At 55.3% G+C, this 18,278-nt stretch carries 8 protein-coding genes; 7 read left to right on the top strand and 1 reads right to left on the bottom strand.

Annotation, left to right across the window (positions count from 1 at the left end):
* The first annotated feature begins 52 nt into the window (after positions 1-52).
* From BQ5456_RS08305 to BQ5456_RS08290, 4 genes are all read left to right on the top strand, one after another.
* Positions 53-2,374 (top strand): alpha-1,4-glucan--maltose-1-phosphate maltosyltransferase, encoded by a 2,322-nt coding sequence (locus BQ5456_RS08305; RefSeq protein ID WP_083378440.1) that lies wholly within the window; start codon positions 53-55, stop codon positions 2,372-2,374.
* A gap of 32 nt (positions 2,375-2,406) precedes the next feature.
* Positions 2,407-4,314 carry a maltose alpha-D-glucosyltransferase gene (treS, locus tag BQ5456_RS08300; RefSeq protein ID WP_071129557.1) on the top strand — a complete coding sequence of 636 codons (1,908 nt, stop codon included), beginning with the start codon at positions 2,407-2,409 and terminating at the stop codon, positions 4,312-4,314.
* Positions 4,304-5,641: a phosphotransferase gene (locus BQ5456_RS08295; RefSeq protein ID WP_071129556.1), complete on the top strand. Its 1,338-nt coding sequence runs from the start codon at positions 4,304-4,306 to the stop codon at positions 5,639-5,641. The genes treS and BQ5456_RS08295 overlap by 11 nt, the downstream gene beginning before the upstream one ends.
* 117 nt (positions 5,642-5,758) lie before the next feature.
* The gene (locus tag BQ5456_RS08290) at positions 5,759-10,891 is read left to right on the top strand and encodes a SpaA isopeptide-forming pilin-related protein (RefSeq protein ID WP_071129555.1); all 5,133 of its coding nucleotides are present in this window, start codon (positions 5,759-5,761) and stop codon (positions 10,889-10,891) included.
* Here BQ5456_RS08290 and BQ5456_RS08285 read toward each other — a convergent pair.
* A complete protein-coding gene (locus tag BQ5456_RS08285) occupies positions 10,888-12,384 on the bottom strand; it encodes a helix-turn-helix domain-containing protein (RefSeq protein WP_071129554.1) in 1,497 nt (498 codons plus the stop codon). The genes BQ5456_RS08290 and BQ5456_RS08285 overlap by 4 nt on opposite strands.
* Before the next feature lie 218 nt (positions 12,385-12,602).
* Between BQ5456_RS08285 and BQ5456_RS08280 the strand changes: the two genes are divergently transcribed.
* The 3 genes from BQ5456_RS08280 (at position 12,603) to glgB (ending at position 18,270) form a co-directional block, all read left to right on the top strand.
* Positions 12,603-13,859, top strand: a complete 1,257-nt coding sequence (locus tag BQ5456_RS08280; RefSeq protein WP_071129553.1) for a Glu/Leu/Phe/Val family dehydrogenase — start codon at positions 12,603-12,605, stop codon at positions 13,857-13,859.
* A gap of 166 nt (positions 13,860-14,025) precedes the next feature.
* Complete coding sequence (locus BQ5456_RS08275; protein WP_071129552.1) at positions 14,026-15,495, top strand: NAD-dependent succinate-semialdehyde dehydrogenase; 1,470 nt, start codon at positions 14,026-14,028, stop codon at positions 15,493-15,495.
* A gap of 591 nt (positions 15,496-16,086) precedes the next feature.
* A complete protein-coding gene (glgB, locus tag BQ5456_RS08270; protein WP_071129551.1) occupies positions 16,087-18,270 on the top strand; it encodes a 1,4-alpha-glucan branching protein GlgB in 2,184 nt (727 codons plus the stop codon).
* Positions 18,271-18,278: the final 8 nt, after the last annotated feature.

Below are 18,278 nucleotides of genomic sequence, written 5' to 3'. Positions count from 1 at the left end.
GTACCTCTTTGTTAGGCTGGAGGGGAATAAGCACGTCTATTAAGGAGTCACTATGGCCGGCGATACGCCTCGTTCCCGCAAAACTCGCTCAACTACTAACGCAGCTGGTCAGAAAGGTGAAACTTCCAGTGCGACCGCTGCTAGTTCGAAGGGGAAGCACGTGCGCTCGAAAGCAACAACCGCCCCCAAAGCGGCAGCGACTCCTAAAGCCAAAACCACCTCCGCTGCAGCTAGCAAAGCTAGAGCTGCCACCAGCGCGCCTGCTAAAAAGACTACTCGCGCAAAGACTGCTGCCCCCAAGGCTACTAAATCCTCTGTTAAAGCGGATTCTTCTAAGCCTCTAAACCTGATTTCTCCGGCGGCTCGCCTAGCCCGGATTCCGGTCACCGAAGTGGAACCGGTTATCGAGGACGGGCTTTGGCCAGTGAAGGCGGTCGAAAATGAATCTTTCCCGGTACGCGCCACCGTGTTCCGGGAAGGTCACGATGCTTTAGGAGCGGAAGTAGTACTGCTGGATCCGCAAGGCAAAGAAACCATGCGCTCCCGGATGTACGACGTTGCCCCCGGTTTGGACCGCTTGGAGGCCTGGATTAAGCCCACCAGTGTCGGGGATTGGAGCTTCAGAGTCGACACTTTCTGTGATCCCTATAAGACCTGGACTAAAGAAGCCTCTATCAAAGTGCAAGCTAACCAGGACGTAGAGATGGAGTTCGAGCTGGGGGCGCGACTTTTCGAACGCGCCGCTAGCGGGGAAGCTATCAACAATCCGACTCAAGAAGCCCCAGATACTGAACGCGCTGAACGCCTCCGTAAAGCCGCCCAGGCGATGCGGGATCAGTCGCGTCCGCCACAAGAACGTCTCTCGGTGGGACTCCATTCCTCGATTCGGGGAATTTTCCGCACCCACCCTCTGCGTGACCTGCTAGAATCTTCCCGCACCTATCCTTTGCGAGTCGACCGCGAACGCGCCCTCTATGGTTCTTGGTACGAAATCTTCCCCCGCTCTATCGGCGCCTATCAAGATAAGGAAGGCCATTGGCATTCCGGAACCCTGCGCACTGCGGCTGCAGATTTGCCCCGCATTGCCTCAATGGGCTTTGACGTCGCCTATTTAACCCCCATTCATCCGATTGGAACTACTTTCCGCAAGGGTCGCAATAACTCTTTGGAGGCAACCCCGGATGATCCCGGCTCTCCCTACGGTATTGGCAGCCCCGAGGGTGGTCACGATGCTATTCACCCTGATCTGGGCAATTTCGATGACTTTGATTATTTCGTAGAAAAAGCGAAAGGTCTGGGACTGGAGGTAGCGCTAGACTTGGCACTGCAATGCTCCCCCGATCACCCTTGGGTTAAGGATCATCCCGAATGGTTCAAGCATCGCCCAGATGGGACGATTGCTTATGCGGAGAATCCTCCCAAGAAGTATCAAGATATTTATCCGCTGATTTTTGATCAGGACTATCGCGGTCTCTATAACGCGGTGCGGGACGTGATTCAAAAGTGGATTGACCATGGAGTTACTATCTTCCGGGTGGATAATCCCCACACCAAGCCGGTGCAGTTCTGGCAAGAAATTTTGGCAGAGTTCCACCAAAAACATCCCGAAGTTTTGTTCCTCGCTGAGGCATTTACCCGCCCCGCGATGATGCGTACCTTGGCACAGGTGGGATTCCACCAGTCCTATACCTATTTTGCCTGGCGAAATACCCGTAAAGAGATTGAAGAATACTTCCAAGAGGTTTCCTGGGAGTCTTGCTCTTATATGCGTCCTTCTTTCTGGCCGACTACGCACGATATTTTGACCCAAGTCATGGTTGATGGAGGGATGCGCGCCTTTAAATTGCGGGCAGTTTTGGCTGCTACCGGATCTCCTCTCTGGGGAATTTATTCCGGATATGAGCTGGTAGAAAATGTGCAGCGCCCCGGTTTTGAAGAGCAGATCGATAACGAGAAATATCAGTTCAAGCCACGTGATTACTCCGGGAAGACTCCCCAAGAAATGATGGGCTTGCTGACCACTTTGAACGGGATTCGCCGCAGGCATCCGGCTTTACAGCGTCTGCGTAACCTGAAGATTCATGGAACTACCCATCCGGGAGTGGTTTGTTTCTCGCGGCACCTGGATGCTTGGGAATCTCCCACCGGAGAAGCTGACACCGTAATCGTGGTGGTAAACCTGAATCCCCATGAAACCGCGATTGGCGCTATCCATCTGGATTTATCGGCGCTCAAGCTCAGCGGCTCTTCCTCTTCTTGCTTTAGGGTGCGAGATGAGCTGGATGGGAAAGTCTACGATTGGGGGGCGGCTAACTATTTCGAGCTCAACCCCTTTGAGCGTCCTGCCCATATTATGTCCGTGGAATCCGTCTAAAGGTCTAGCGAAAGTATTTTAAGGAGTCCGTGTTGAGCCCTAAGCTACCGGAGGAAAACGAAAGCCTGAGCAAACTGTTGCTACCCCCTCCCGCTTCCCAGGCGGTTCCCTCCCCGGCAGAGGATCCTGGCTGGTATCGCAGCGCCGTTTTCTACGAGGTACTAATCCAGGCGTTTTCGGATTCTAACGGGGACGGCATTGGGGATTTCCAGGGGTTAATTTCGCGTCTGGATTACCTGGCCTGGCTGGGAGTGGACTGCCTTTGGCTGCCGCCTTTTTATCCTTCGCCGATGCGCGATGGTGGCTACGACATTAGTGCCTACACCGATGTGAATCCGGCTTTCGGTTCGATGGAAGACTTCACTGCCTTGGTGGAGGCCGCCCATGAACGCGGAATCCGTATCCTGGTAGATATCGTGGTTAATCACACCTCTGACCAGCACCCTTGGTTTGAGGCTTCCCGCAAAGATCCGGAGGGCGAATACGGGGATTTTTACGTCTGGCGCGACAGCGACCAGGATTACCGGGACGCGCGGATTATTTTCATTGACACCGAAACCTCCAATTGGACGTATGACGAGGTGCGCGGGCAATACTATTGGCATCGTTTCTTTTCCCACCAACCGGATTTGAACTTTGAGAATCCCCAGGTGCAAGCGGCAGTAATGAACGTGGTGCGTTACTGGTGCCGCACCGGGGTGGATGGTTTCCGTCTGGACGCAATCCCCTACCTCTTTGAAGAAAATGGCACCAACTGCGAAAACTTGCCGAAAACCCACTGGTTCGTGAGCGAACTCCGCAAAATGGTGGACGCCGAATTCCCGGGAACTTTGATGGTGGCGGAAGCCAATCAGCCCCCCTTGGATGTGATTGACTATTTCGGCAGTGAAACCGACCCGGAGTGCCATATTTGTTTCCACTTCCCGCTAATGCCGAAACTGTTTGCGGCTTTGCGTACCGGATCTTCGAAGGGGCTGCGGCAAATCTTGGCGGAGCTACCAGAGCTGCCGGCAGGTGCCCAATGGGGAACTTTCTTGCGTAATCACGATGAGCTCACCCTGGAAATGGTGACTGACCAGGAACGCGAAGACATGTATTCCTGGTATGCGCCTGAGTCACGGATGCGCGCGAATGTGGGGATTCGCCGCCGCCTGGCGCCCCTTTTAGGGGGTTCGCGCCGCAAAATAGAACTCGCCCATGCCCTGTTACTTTCTATGCCTGGCTCCCCTTTCCTCTATTACGGGGACGAAATCGGCATGGGTGACAATATCTGGTTGCCGGATCGTTTCGGGGTGCGCACCCCTATGCAGTGGGACACTTCCGCCACTGCCGGCTTTTCTTCCGCCGACCCGGAAACTTTCCTGGTGCCTTTGATTGATGCTCCCGGTTGGGATAATCGCACTATCAATGTGCAAGAATCCCTAGGGCGCCCCACTTCCCTGCTGCATTGGCTGCGTAGTGCTATCCAGTTGCGCCGCCGCCTGACATGCTTCGGGCAGGGCTCCTTATCGCAGGTAGGTTCGGATCAAGATTCCGTATTGGCGTTTATTCGTCGTGACCAAAACGCTACGGTACTTTGTGTATATAACTTGGGTGAGGGCGCAGTAGCGGCGCGGCTATCTTTGCCCGGCATGGCCAGCTGGTGTCTGCGTGAAGCCTTCGATGGAGGGTGGTTCCCTGCCGTGGGCGCCGATGAAACCGTCACTGTAACTATGAATCGCCACGGCTTTTATTGGTTGGAGCTTTTCCCTCCCGAGCAGGCAGAACAGACCCGAGAAGAAACCACAGAACCGCCCACTACCACTACTTCTTTGCCGGTGATAGTGCACAGCGCTACCCCGGTAGCCTCCCCGCAGTCAGATACAGAGACCACGGGAGCGGCCGACGCCTATCCGGCCTTAGATTTCTCGGCGCTAAAGGAGCATGAAGATGACCGCTAAGTCCCCTAATAGCCAGCTTAAATGGCCTGGCAGAGATGCTATCATCGACACTGTCTGGGACTATCTCACCCAACGACGCTGGTTTCCTTCCTACTTGGAACGCTCCGAGGTACGAGTTCTGGATTACCGAGAACTCGAGGATCCTCAGTTCCGGCTGTTGATTTTAGAGGCGCAGGGAGTTTGGTACCACATTCCCTTGGCGTTGGTTGCTGATTGGAACGGTGAGGGGATCGTTGGACGCACCGGCGGCTCGCCGGAAAACCCCGGCTATCTGATCGATGGTCCCTATTGTCCGCAGTATGTCCAGTATTGGATTCGTTCCACCCACCAAGCGGGGACTTTGCCGCTACTACCTGAGGGTGAAGATTTAATATCTAACCTGCTGGCAGCCAGTTTAGAAAGTAAAGTTTTAAGCGGAGAGCAGTCCAATTCTTCGGTGCTTTTAGGGGGAAAATACCCGACGATTATCAAGTTTTTCCGGGTGCTGGTTTCCGGAGCTAACCCGGAGGTGACGGTGCCCTTAGCACTGGCTCGCACCGGCTGGCAGGGGGTGCCACAACCGCGCGGATACTCTCAGCTATACCTGTGGGATCCAGACGGTCAACCCCAACAGGTCACCACTGCTTGCGCTGCGGTTCGTCTCGATGAGGCGCGGGATGGTTTCCGCTTGGTTTGTTCCCTGGCCAGCAGCGGCGAAGACCCCACAATAATGGCTCGCCAGTTAGGGAAGACCACTGCAAATATGCATCGCCACCTCTTAGAGGCTTTTGGTGTCGGTGAAGATCCCGCCTCGGGTACTATGATGGCTACTCGGCTTCGGCATCAATATCAACAGGCAGAGGCAGCATACCCCCAGCTGCGAGAGCATCCGCAAATTGGGGAGGAAGTTGATCGCCTCGCCCAGGCGCTGACTGGTCTGGGAGGACTGCCCCCTACACAGAGGGTTCATGGGGACTATCACCTGGGACAATGCCTCTACAGCTCTGGGGATTGGTACGTGATTGATTTCGAGGGAGAGCCTCTACGTCCTCTGGAAGAACGTACTGCCCCCGACCAGGTGGAACGGGACATTGCCGGAATGCTACGTTCTTTCGACTACGCTCGGGTAGAAGGCGGCGCTGATGGCGATTGGCTTAATCGGGCGCGGCTAGCTTTCCTGGAAGGATATTTTGGCGAGGAGCAACGCCCCGCCCCCGCTCTAGTGGTTTTAAGGGCCTTTGAAGTGGAAAAAGCCCTTTATGAAGTGCGCTATGAAGCAGAGCAACGCCCCGACTGGGTAAGCATCCCTCTAAAGGCGCTAATGCTACTTCTGCCACAGTCACATTAACCAGCATAAATAGCCGATCTTTTAGGGCGGACACACTAGCGTTTCCACCCTAAATTCTGATAGACTTGTTACAGAATTGTAATCTTTGTAACTTTGAGGAAATCAGCAGGAGTATTCATGCGCAATCCCTTCGCAAAGCGCCCTACGGCACTCGTCCTCACTCTCTCCTTAATCGGATACATGATTGCCCTGATCGGGCCGGCTTTAGCGGTCGGTGCCGCTAATGCTACCAATGGCAAGGTCATCAAATCCTGGAACGAAATCGGCACCGTCATCACCGAAGATATTAACCTCAGTGATTCGGATTTGCCCGAAGATGCCGCGGGACGCACCCTGAGGGTGGGCAAGAACGTGACTGTCACTGGCGCGACCAGCAAAACCTTCAAAGGACTATCTTTTCTCATTACCGAAGGTCACACCCTAACGCTGAATAACCTGAACATTGACAACTCTGTTCACCCGGAACTAGCGATGGTGACCGTTGGCGACAATAACGGAAATAACCGCCTCGCTTTTACCGGGGAAAACAACTTCACCCGCCAGGATGCCTCCTCGGAAAACGCTTCTAAAGATTACACTGTTCCATTGCCATTAGTGCAGGTAAAGGCAGACACTACCCTGAATATCGGACAAAGCGGCTCCGGAACCTTGAATCTGTCTAACCCGAAATCTCCCCGCTCTCAAGCAGCTCTAATCGGTACCCAGCATTTTTCAGCTTTTGGCACTATCAACATTGCGGGCGGGTCTTTGAACCTCCAAGGATCTTCCCAAAGCGCAGCCATGATTGGCTCGGGTGGCGCTTTTTACGAGGTCAACCCGGAAACTAATCCCAGCTGGCTCAACAACTACGACGAAACCCCTTGGAGCGCCGGGGGCACTATTAATGTCAAGGGCGGAACCATTAACCTGTCAAAGGTTGGGAGCGGCACCTATGGCGGCGCTTTCATTGGCAGTGGTCGCGGCGCGGTGCAGCTCCCAGATTCGGCCGGGGCTGATTGGGCGCAGAAAAACGCGGCGGTAAACATTAACGTCAGCGGCGGACAAATCAATGCTCACGGCAACCATACCGCCTTGGGGGCGGGCAGCTTCACTACCCCGCTACAAGATTCCGCAGGTCAGGTCACCGCTACTTTCACTCAACCTTATGCGCGGGTAAATATCTCCGGTGGCACCGTCCAGGTCAGCCCGGATGCCTCTGACACCGGCAATAGCGCGATCAACATCGGTTGCCGCGGGGTGGGCAACTGGAACCAAGACTTCGCTAATCACAGCTTGCCTTTGGCTCCCGGCTGTGAAGTAGCAATCAGTGGCGGCAAAGTCACGGTGGGGACTGCTGATTCCACCCTCGATAAGACCGGGGATATCGCTGCTATCGGGTCCGGTCCCGATAGCGCCAATCTAGACGTGAAAATCTCCGGATCGGCGCAGGTAACCGCCTATTCTAATGGGCGCGGCGCCGCGATTGGTGGTGGCTACGCCTCCGGAACTTCTAAGGTCACCATCTCGGATAATGCCCAGGTAAACGCCCTGGGGGTAGTACGCGAATCCCCCGCGATTGGGGCGGGCGGTCTGCCTGGACAAGCCGAATTTGCCGGTAACTCCCGCCTAGATGAAGACGCGGTGCGCGGGGCAGATCAAAACCAGGTGATTATTGCAGGAAAAGCAAAGGTAAATGCGGAGACTGCGAAGGATTCCGCTGAAGTCGAACAGCCGCTTAACGGGGCTATTGGCTCTGCCGCTAACCGTTCCGGCCAGGTCAGCATCACTGACCATGCTGCAGTCACCGCCAAAGTGTACGGCGTTCGCCGGGGCGCAGTGATTGGTAGCGCGGGGTGGATCGATTCTTACGTTTCTGACCCCTTCAAGGTTACGATTTCTGGGTCTCCCAAGGTGCAGGCAGTGGTGCAGCCGGTGGCGCAGTCGGGTGCAAAAAAGCTAGCTTACGGTTTAGGGGCGGCGATTGGTTCTGGTTTCCAGACAAAAGTTCCTGCTCAAATTACGCTTTCAGGCAGCCCCAATCTGGATTTGATTGGCGGGCAAGCCAGCTCGGGCGTAGGTCTTGGTTTCAAGAGCAGCGGCGGGGGCAGCTCGGTGACCGCTAACTTGGACGCGGGCGCTAAGATCCAGGCAACTTCCCCGGTCGGCACGCCGAGGACGGACGGTTCTGCTGTCCGCAGCGGCTTTCCTCTAGCTAAGGGGCAGAATATGCCCCTTGATACCACCACCGGCAAGGGGCAGGTACTTAATCTGCGTTTTGCTGATGGCTCCGGAAATCCGCAAACCCTGGGTTTGACCACTGCGGTAGACAAACTCACCCAGGATAAACAGTCTGTGCCTTTCTCGCTGGTTACCCCCGAGGGCGAAACTGTGCATTCTTCTGCGCTCACCAGTACCCTTTACAATAATCTGGCGCTGTCGGTACCTAAGACCGGGAACTACTACCTGCAATCAAAGGTAACCCCCAGCTTGTTCGCCTATCACGGGGACAAGGACGCGGAGGATGCTTTTATCTTCCCAGTTAACGGGCAGATTTACACCCAAGACGGATTGCTGTGGGCGCAGGGTTATTCCTTAAAGTACCAGGTAGCTGGCGCGGGCGGTACCCTCCCCCCGGCTTACACCACTACTCGCTACCTGCCCCCGAATACGGTAATCGGGGCGCTACCGGCGGTAACTCTCCCTACGGTTACTGGTAAAACCTGCGCGGTGGATTATTGGGAGCTAAATGATGCCCAGACCTCAGAGGAAGAGATAGCTCAGACAAAAATCAGCGCCAACACCGTGGTGAAAGCGGTAACTAAGTGTGAAGACACGGTCACTCCCCCAGAACCCCAGCCCGAAAAAGTGTCTTTCACCTGGCAGCTGCGAGATTCCAAAGGCCAGGCATTAAGTGGCGGGCAATTCACTTTGACTGAAAAAGGCGGCGCGGCGGTTAGCGTCCCAGATTCTTCCTCCGGCACTTTCACTGTCAGCGACTTGAATCCGGCAAAGAGCTATGTACTTACTCAAACTGCTGCTCCCTCGGGCTACGACTTGCCGCAGCAAAGAACCCATACCGTTACTTTTGAAAAGATTTCTCAGGAATACCAGGCAAAAGTGGACGACCAGGCAATCAGCGGTGAAGCGTTTGTTATTACCAATACCAAGACCCCGCTGCCTCCCCAGCCGGTAGCCTTCAACTGGAAACTGCAGGATGCAGATAAGAACCTACTACCCGGCGGCAGCTTCAAACTGGTTTGTGGCTCTGAGGAGGTAGCAGTTCCCGCTGCGGGTACTGCCTCGGGCAGTTATAGCGTTTCTTTAGATCCCACCAAGGGAGGGTGTACCCTCACCCAAACTGCCGCCCCCGAAGGCTACGAGCTGGGTGACGTCACCTCCTACGAAATTAGTTTCAAAGAGAAAGATAATGCCAACGGCATTTGGGCCGCGGTGGTTGCCGGTAAAGAAACCAGCGAAGTTACCTTCACTAATGTGGCATTACCGAAACCTCCGGCCACTACTTCTTTTGCTTGGAAACTAACCGACACTGCCGGCAAGAGCCTCAATGGGGCAGTCTTTACCGTGAGCGGTGGGGAAACTCCGCTCACGGTTACCTCGCAAGATGCGGCTAATCCGGGGACTTACAGTGCTTCGAATCTTGATCCCAAGAAGACCTATACTTTGACTGAAACTGCTGCTCCCAGTGGTTACAAAGCCGATACCGCCAGCTATCAGCTCACTTTTGTTGCCGATGGTGCCAGCTACCGGTCGCAGATTGGCGGGAAAGACTTGCCGGATACCGGTCTGGTCATTAAGAACGTCAAGCTGCCCACCCCGGCAGAGATTCGTTGGGAAGTAGTTTCTTCCGCGGATGCTACCCAGTATGTGCCAGGAACTTCCTTTAAGATTACTCCTTTTAAGGCCGATGGCACGACCTTGGATGCGGAGAAAGCTTTCACCGTATCTGATGCCACCACGGCGGTCAGTCTTGATTTGAACAAGGGCGAGGGGCAGTACCGGGTAGTAGTCCCGGATGGTTCCCGTAAGTACCAGGTGGAACAGCTAACCACCAGCCCTGATTTTGCGCCTAAGACGGGCGCCCAGGTGGTAACTTTCACGAAGCAAGCTGACGGACGCTACCTCCAAAACGTAGAAGGAAGCGGCCTCAAGTTTGAAAACACCCCGGTGATGAGGACCGCCCAGTTCACTTGGAAACTGGTAGATAAAGATTCGAAGAAGCCTTTATCTGGCGGCAGCTTCTCCCTAACTAATGGCAGCGAAAAGGTCAGTATCTCTGAAAATGCGGCAGATGCTTCTTTCCAGGCCACTTTGAATCAAGCTAAGACCTATAAGTTGCAGCAGACCGAAGCACCGGAAGGCTACGAAAAAGACACCAAGACCTACACCATCAGCTATGAGGATGGAAAAGTTCAGGTTTCGCCAGATGGCACCAGGGTTGACCTCACTGATGGGGCGCTGGTGATTAGCAATGCTAAGAAAGCTACCGAGTCGACTACCGATCCCACCACGGATCCCAGTACCGAGCCGACTACGCCCGGAACGGAGCCGACCACGGAGCCCACTGATAACCCTACGCAACCAATTGGCGGAGAACTCACTTGGAAAGTGGTTGATTCTAAAGGTCAGGCAGTAGCCGGGACTTCTTTCCAGATCACTCCCCTGGGCAAAGATGGGAAGCCCAATACCGCGGTTGCCTTTACGGTCACGGATTTTGTCAGTGGCCCCACCTCCTTCAGGGTACCCACTGACCTAAACGGCGCTGTCGGTGCCTATAAGGTGCAGGTTGATGACGTAACCTTGCAGTACCGGCTAGAGCAGCTAACGACTGCCAAAGGTATGAAACTAGCAGAACCGCAAACGCTGTCCTTTAATAAGACGGACGGTAAGTGGTCACAAAACGCGACGAGTCCGCTCGTTAACCCGGCGGATCCGGAACAACCTCCGACTACGGAGCCTACTGATAATCCGACTAGCGAGCCGACTGACCCCACCGCTGAACCCCAACCGGGTGACAACGGTGGAAGCACTACGCAGCCGTCAGCTGGCCAAAACGGCGGAGCTACCGAAGCCCCTGCCGGTGCCTATATAACAGGTGGTTCTTCTGCGGGGTCTAGTTCTGCGGCTGGTCCGGCGCCCTCTTCCTTGCGGGTGACCGGCGCGAACGGAGCCACCTTGGCTTTGATCTCCGCGATTCTGGCACTCGCCGGTGCCGGACTGCTCACGGCGCGCAAACTGCGCCAAGACCGTTAGGGCTCGCGTCCTTGGAGGGCTACCCAGGCGGAGGCTTGGGCACCGGCTTCTGCCAGGTTAATCCCGAGTTTGCTTTGCAGTTTTTCTAGCCGCTTCGCCACCGTATTGCGGTGCAGCCCCAGGGTATTGGCCATCTGCTGCCGGTTACCTTTAGTGGCAACATATTGTTCCAGCAGTTCCAGCAGGTCTGTCTCTCCCCGCAGGGGTCGCAGAAACTGTTGAGAAAAAGCAGCCGCGGTTTCCCTACCTATCACCTGCATTAGCCCGGAACGAGAAATCTCTTCCCAGCGGGCTACCTGCTGACTATTTCCGGTGTGCCGCAGCGCCTGCCGCGCCCCAGAGAGACCCGAACTAAAACGAGAGATCGGGTACTCCTGCCCCACGCCTGCTCGCAAAGCAGAAAACTCTTTCCGGGAAAAGTTCGACAAAGTCAGCGGCAACGCCGCTACCGGAATCGCCATCTCCAGATTTTCGGCGTGAAAACGCCACAGCGGTGGAGGCATACTTTTTGTCACTGCCCGCTCCACCCGAGCAGTCAAGACCCGCAAATCCCCCTCTTCCCCCGTAACTACTACCGGCACATACCGCCCGCTTAAGGCGCGAGAGAGAGGAAACGCCATCTCGGTTAGAATCTGCGCCGCCCCCAGCTCCCCAGAAAGTAACAGTTCAAAAGCCCGTTGCAACAAGCGCCCATGATAGGAGGAAACAAACCGGGAGTTAGCTAAGGCCGAAGCGATTAACAGCCCCGCCTGGGAAAGCGCCTGCTGCTGCCACGGCTGGGGAAAGGTAGTCCAACAGGCTTGCAACCAGGCGGTTTCCTGCCCAAGAGCGTTAATAGCAGTGAAAAGACAGTAGCCTTCCTCGGTTTCAAAGGAAAGCTGCGCCATATTGGCGGAAAATCTTTCCCAAGAGTCTGCCGCTAAGTCCTCTAAATCAACAGTTACCGTAGGGGCTATTGTCTGCGTTATTGTCCTGCCCGCCGTATCCCTGACCATTACTAGGGCGCCGATTCCCCGCGCTAGCTCCCCGGTAATCATGTAGACACTGCGCGGCTGCGCAGATGCCTGAATCAGGCGCTGCTGCAAAGCCGTGAGCTTATATTTTCCCGAGGTAGCTTCGACCTCGATCATCCGCGCCACCTCTTGAGAAAGCGCCACAAAAGATTGATCGGCGGCAACCTCTATTAGGTTAAGACCGGTTTTTCGGGCTGCCTGCACCAATAGCGGAGGAACGGTATCGTGGCTGAACCCTAAACCGAATCCCAGGGTAGTAATACCCCCGACCAACAGGCGCTGGGTATACTCTAGCCAGCCTCCTTCACCCTCCGGATTCCCCGCGGAAGTGGTCAGCAGCAGTTCGTTTCCCTCTAAGAAAGTAGCGGGATTTATCTGTTCCGAGGTCGCCACCCAGCGTAGCTTCGCCAAGGGATTGGGACACCACAGGGATTGAATATGTAGCTGCGGTCGCCCGAGCAGCGCCTGCACAGTAATCATATATACATTATGCACATCCTAGTTCCAGATTTTATGCATATTGCATATTTACCCCTGACTTACGTCCTATATAGACTGAAGTCACCACCGCTCAAAAACGGAGGTAGATGGGGCGCTGACCACCTGAGCCGGCAGATAAAATCCGCTAGCGTTTCCTGTTACCCAGGAAAAATCTCAGGTCAGACCCTATTTTAAAACCTTAAAGGAGATCAAAATATATGTCCGAGGATTACAAACCGAATCCCTATGAGGACGCGAAGAATCAGCTGCGGGAAGCCCAAAAAATCTTGGGTTTTTCCGAAGGCGACTACGATATGCTCGCTTCACCGCGCCGCGAAATGAGCGTTTCCATTCCGATTCGTCGCGATGACGGCACCCATGAGGTACTGCACGGCTACCGGGTACAACACAACTTGACACGCGGACCGGCCAAAGGCGGCATCCGCTACAACGAACACGTCGATATTGACGAAGTCCGCGCCCTGTCTATGTGGATGACCTGGAAATGCGCCCTAGTGAATCTGCCCTACGGCGGAGCTAAAGGCGGGGTGACTATTGACCCCAGCAAGTATTCGCAAGCAGAGCTAGAGCGGGTAACTCGCCGCTACATTTCCGAGATTCTGCCGATTATCGGCCCGGAAAAGGATGTGCCCGCCCCGGACGTGGGAACTAACGAACAGACCATGGCCTGGATCATGGACACCTATTCGCAGTTCCAAGGCTATACCGTCCCCGGGATTTGTACTGGTAAACCGGTTTCTCTCGGCGGATCGCTCGGACGCGCGGAAGCCACCTCCCTGGGCGTAGTAATCATGGTAGAAGCCGCTCTGAAGAAAAAGGGCATCAAGTTTGAAGAGGCGTCTCTGGCAGTCCAAGGCTTCGGCAAAGTAGGGCGCGGAGCAGCCGAAATCGCGCAGCGCCGCGGCGGCAAAGTAGTCGCCATCTCCGATATTTTCGGCGCCATCTACAACGCCGACGGTATCGACACCAGGGCGCTAGGCGAATATGTTGACGAAAAGGGCAAGGTCGTGGGCTTCCCCGGCGCAGAACCTCTAGAAGCCGAAAAGCTGCTACTGCTGGACGTAGACGTAGTGGTACCGGCCGCAATTGAAGGGGTGCTCACCAAGGACAATGCACCCGATGTCAAAGCCAAGATCATTGTGGAGGGCGCCAATGGCCCCACCGATTCTGCCGCGGACAAGATCCTGAACGAAAAGGGCGTCATGGTGGTTCCCGACATCCTGGCGAACTCCGGTGGCGTAATCGTGTCCTACTACGAATGGGTACAAGGACGCGACAACTTCTTCTGGCCGCTAGAGCGGGTACAAAAGGAAGAGGAAGAGCGGATTACCGCTGCCTGGAAAGATGTAGAGGCGTACGCCGAAGAAAAGGGCGTAACCTTGCGGGTCGCAGCTACCGTATTGGCGGTGGAGCGCGTCTTGCAAGCTCACAAACGGCGCGGTCTCTACCCGTGATCGGCATCTAGGCAGATAATCTACCCGTTGAGGTGACACTTTTCTCCCCCGAGCGGATCAGACGCTCGGGGGAGATGCTTTTCCGTCACCGCTGACGGTAACGCTATAAACTGAACGCAAAGACGCAGAAAAAGCGGTATTTAAAACGAAAAGAGAATAAGAGGTTATGGATAGCGCAGAACTAACGCAGTATGTTGCAGACTTGGAACCGGCAAAACCTATTTGGATTAATAACTCCGGCAGACCAGCCGCGAGCGGGGAAACTTTCCCGGTAATAGACCCCGCCACTACCAGCACGATTACCGAAGTGAGTTCTGGCACCGCTGCTGACGCCAGTGAGGCTCTCGATGCTGCAGTCAGCGCCCAACCCGGGTGGGCAGCGCGCTCCCCACGTGAACGCGGCGAGATATTGCGCCGCGCCTGGGAACTGATGATGGCATCCACCCAGGAACTCGCTAGCTTAATGAGCTGGGAAAATGGCAAAGCCTATACGGATTCTCTGGGCGAAGCCTCCTACGCCGCCGAATTCTTCCGTTGGTTCTCCGAAGAAGCAGTCCGCTCCGATGGCGATTTTGCGATCCCGCCTGCAGGAGGCTCACGCACCCTGGTTACCGCCCGCCCGGTCGGGGTATGCGCGCTGATTACCCCCTGGAATTTCCCGGCAGCTATGGCTACCCGAAAAATCGCGCCCGCCCTCGCTGCCGGAAATGCGGTAGTGCTAAAACCGGCCTCCGAAACTCCCTTAACCGCCCTCGCTATCATGCGCATCCTAAAAGAGGCAGGCGTACCAGAGGGGGTAGTAAACCTAGTACCCTCCCGTCACTCTGCCGAAATTTCCAATACTTGGCTAGCCGATCCCCGGGTGCGGCTAGTATCTTTCACCGGCTCTACCCCAGTTGGTCGCTCCCTGCTGGGGCTCGCCGCTCCTCGGGTAGTAAATACCGCCATGGAACTAGGAGGTAACGCCGCCTTCGTAGTGGGAGCCACCGCCGATGTAGACGCCGCTATCGAAGGGCTGATGGTTGCCAAGTTCCGAAACGGCGGTCAAGCCTGCACCGCCGCTAACCGCATTTACCTGCACAAAGACATTAAAGAAGAGTTTACGCAAAAACTTTGCCAACGAGTAACGGCTCTGAAAGTGGGCGCGGGACTAGATCCAGAAACCGAAATCGGCACGGTAGTTAACGAAAAAGCGATGCGGGGAATCAACGAGCTACTTTCGTCCGCCCTAGACCAAGGAGCAAAAGTCCTGGCTCAAGCACCCCTCCCCAACGATTTGACCGGATATTTCGTGGCACCCACAGTTATCGACGTGCCACGCGCCGACTCTCCCCTCCTACAAAACGAAATCTTCGGCCCCCTCGCCCCCATTAAGGAATACTCTAGCGAGGACGAACTGCTCAAGATGGTAAACGGCACCGAAATGGGGCTGGCCTCCTACGTTTACGGCGACCTGAACTGGGCGTTACACCTAGCAGAAAGAATCGAAGCCGGGATGATTGGGGTAAACCGCGGTCTGGTTTCTGATCCCGCCGCCCCCTTTGGTGGGGTAAAGCAATCCGGTATTGGCCGCGAGGGCGCCCGCGAAGGGATGAGGGAGTTCCAAGAGGTGCAATACTTCAGCCTTGATTGGTAACCCCACCGGCTAATTACCACCGTGTAAACGAGATCCCTTCCGTCGCGCGCGAGGGATAGATTCATCTGTTTCCCTATCCCGAGGCTGTCTCGGTAAAAGCACTCCGGGTAAAGCGCGGAGGATTAGTTTTTCCTCCTGCCCAAAAACTCGAAAAAGCCCCAAGGGCATTTTTCGAGTTTTACGCCCGCCTAGCCTGCTCGGATAAAACTAATCCCCCGCGCCAATAATACGGTCGGTACGAGATACCCGAGAGGCACGCACTTAGCGTGCAGGGGCGGATTTATGCCGAGGGGTAGGCTTCGGGCCTTAAATCCGTGAAAATGCCAGAGCATTTTCCGGATTTCGGGGCGCGAGGCAAAATCCGCCCCTGTACGCGGACGCTATTCCCCGCGCGTAGCTTTAAATCGCGCACCCTCTTGAAACTCCGGGGGTCGGAAAAATTCCGGATTTCGGGGCGCGAGGCAAAATCCGCCCCTGTACGCGTAGCAGTCCCGCGAGCTATGCACGCTGTTGGAACTCGGGTCGGAAAAATTCTGGAAATCGGGGCGCTATTCCACAGAATTATTCCGCGATTCGTGACACGCTAGATGCATGAGTTCAAAACCTGTAGCAGTAGATCCAGATGTTCTTGCTAACGTTGCCCATGGGCGTTATTTTGACCCCCATTCGGTGCTCGGCACCCACGTTGGAGAGGACTCCGTAACTATCCGTACCGTTGCCCACTTGGCAGATGCGGTCGAGATTGTGACCCCCAAGGGTACTTTCCCGGCAACCCACGAACAAGATGGCATTTGGGTGACAGTCCTAAACGGCACCGAAATCCCTGATTACCGGGTGCGCACCACCTACGGTGAAGAAACCACAGAGCTAGATGACGGCTACCGTTACCTGCCTACGGTGGGCGAGTTCGACCTTTACCTGATCGCCGAGGGACGCCACGAGAAACTGTGGGAGGTGCTGGGAGCCCACCTGCGCACCTACGAGACCGAAATGGGGCAAACCAAAGGTGCCTCCTTCGCAGTGTGGGCGCCCAACGCCCAAGCTGTGCGGGTGGTTGGCGACTTTAACTATTGGGAAGGGGAAACTTCCTCGATGCGTTCCCTGGGTTCCTCCGGGGTTTGGGAATTGTTTATTCCTAACGTGGAAATCGGAGCCCGGTACAAGTTCGAGATTTTAGGACCGGACGGCAACTGGCGACAAAAAGCGGACCCGATGGCGCGCGCCTGCGAGATTCCCCCGTTGACCGCCTCGGTAGTTACTGATAAACATCACCAGTGGGAAGATAGCGAATGGATGGAGAAGCGGGAAAAAACTAATCCCCACACCTCCCCTATGTCGGTCTATGAGATGCATATCGGGTCTTGGTCTTATGACACCCATTACCGGGATTTGGCAGAAGACCTGGTCTCTTATGTGAAAGATATGGGCTTTACCCATGTAGAAATGATGCCGGTTTCCGAGCATCCCTTCTATGGTTCCTGGGGATACCAGCAGACCGGCTACTATGCCCCCTCTTCCCGCTATGGCACTCCCGATGATTTCCGCTACCTGGTAGATAAACTACACCAGGCTGGTATCGGGGTAATCCTAGACTGGGTTCCCGGTCATTTCCCCAAAGACCAGTTTGCGCTCGCCGATTTTGACGGCACCAAACTCTATGAACACCCGGATCCCACCCGCGGGGAACAGCCCGATTGGGGTACTTTGATCTTCAACTTCGGGCGGAACGAGGTGCGTAACTTCCTGGTGGCTAATGCCCTTTACTGGTTGGAAGAGTTCCATATCGATGGTTTGCGAGTCGATGCCGTCGCCTCCATGCTGTACCTGGATTATTCCCGTGAGGAAGGCCAGTGGCATCCTAACCAATACGGCGGTCGCGAAAACCTGGAAGCGATTTCTTTCTTGCAGGAAGCCAATGCCACCTGCTACCGGCTACATCCCGGTATCTGCATGATTGCCGAAGAATCCACGGCTTGGCCGGGGGTTACTGCTCCCACCGATACCGGGGGTCTGGGCTTCGGCTTGAAGTGGAATATGGGTTGGATGAACGATACTTTGCGTTACCTGCGCGAAGACCCGGTCAACCGCTCTTGGCATCATGGCGAACTTACTTTCTCCCTGGTGTATGCGTTCTCGGAACACTATATTTTACCCCTCTCCCATGACGAGGTCGTCTACGGCAAGGGCTCGATTCTGGCCAAGCAACCAGGTGACTACTGGCGGCAACTGGCAGGAGTGCGTTGCCTCTACGCCTATCAATGGTCACATCCGGGCAAGCAGCTCCTGTTTATGGGGGGCGAATTCGCGCAAGGTGCCGAATGGGATGCTAATCGTTCCCTGGACTGGTTCTTACTAGATGATGAGCGTAACCAGGGAGTACAGTCTGCGGTACGCGATATGAACCACATCTACACCACCGAACCGGCACTGTGGGATGACGACCACACCGGGTTCGAGTGGATTGAGTCTAACGATGCTGAACACAACGTGATTTCTTATGTACGCAAGTACCGCGATGATCACGGTGAAGAACACAAGATGGTTTGTATCTGCAACTTTGCCGGTAATCCCCATGAAGGCTACCGGGTAGGTTTACCTGACGGTGGGGAGTGGGAAGAGATTCTCAACACCGATGATGCCAAGTATGGCGGCTCGGGAGTCACCAATTTGGGGCAGGTGAGCGCCGAAGCCATGGAATGGAATGGTCGCCCCTACTCGGTAGAGCTGCGGGTACCGCCCTTGGGCGCCCTCTGGCTGCGCCCCAAACGGGACTAAAATCGGCT

This window comes from Varibaculum massiliense, assembly GCF_900106855.1.
Lineage (GTDB): Bacteria > Actinomycetota > Actinomycetes > Actinomycetales > Actinomycetaceae > Varibaculum > Varibaculum massiliense.
This window is presented reverse-complemented; position numbering and strand designations above follow the sequence as displayed.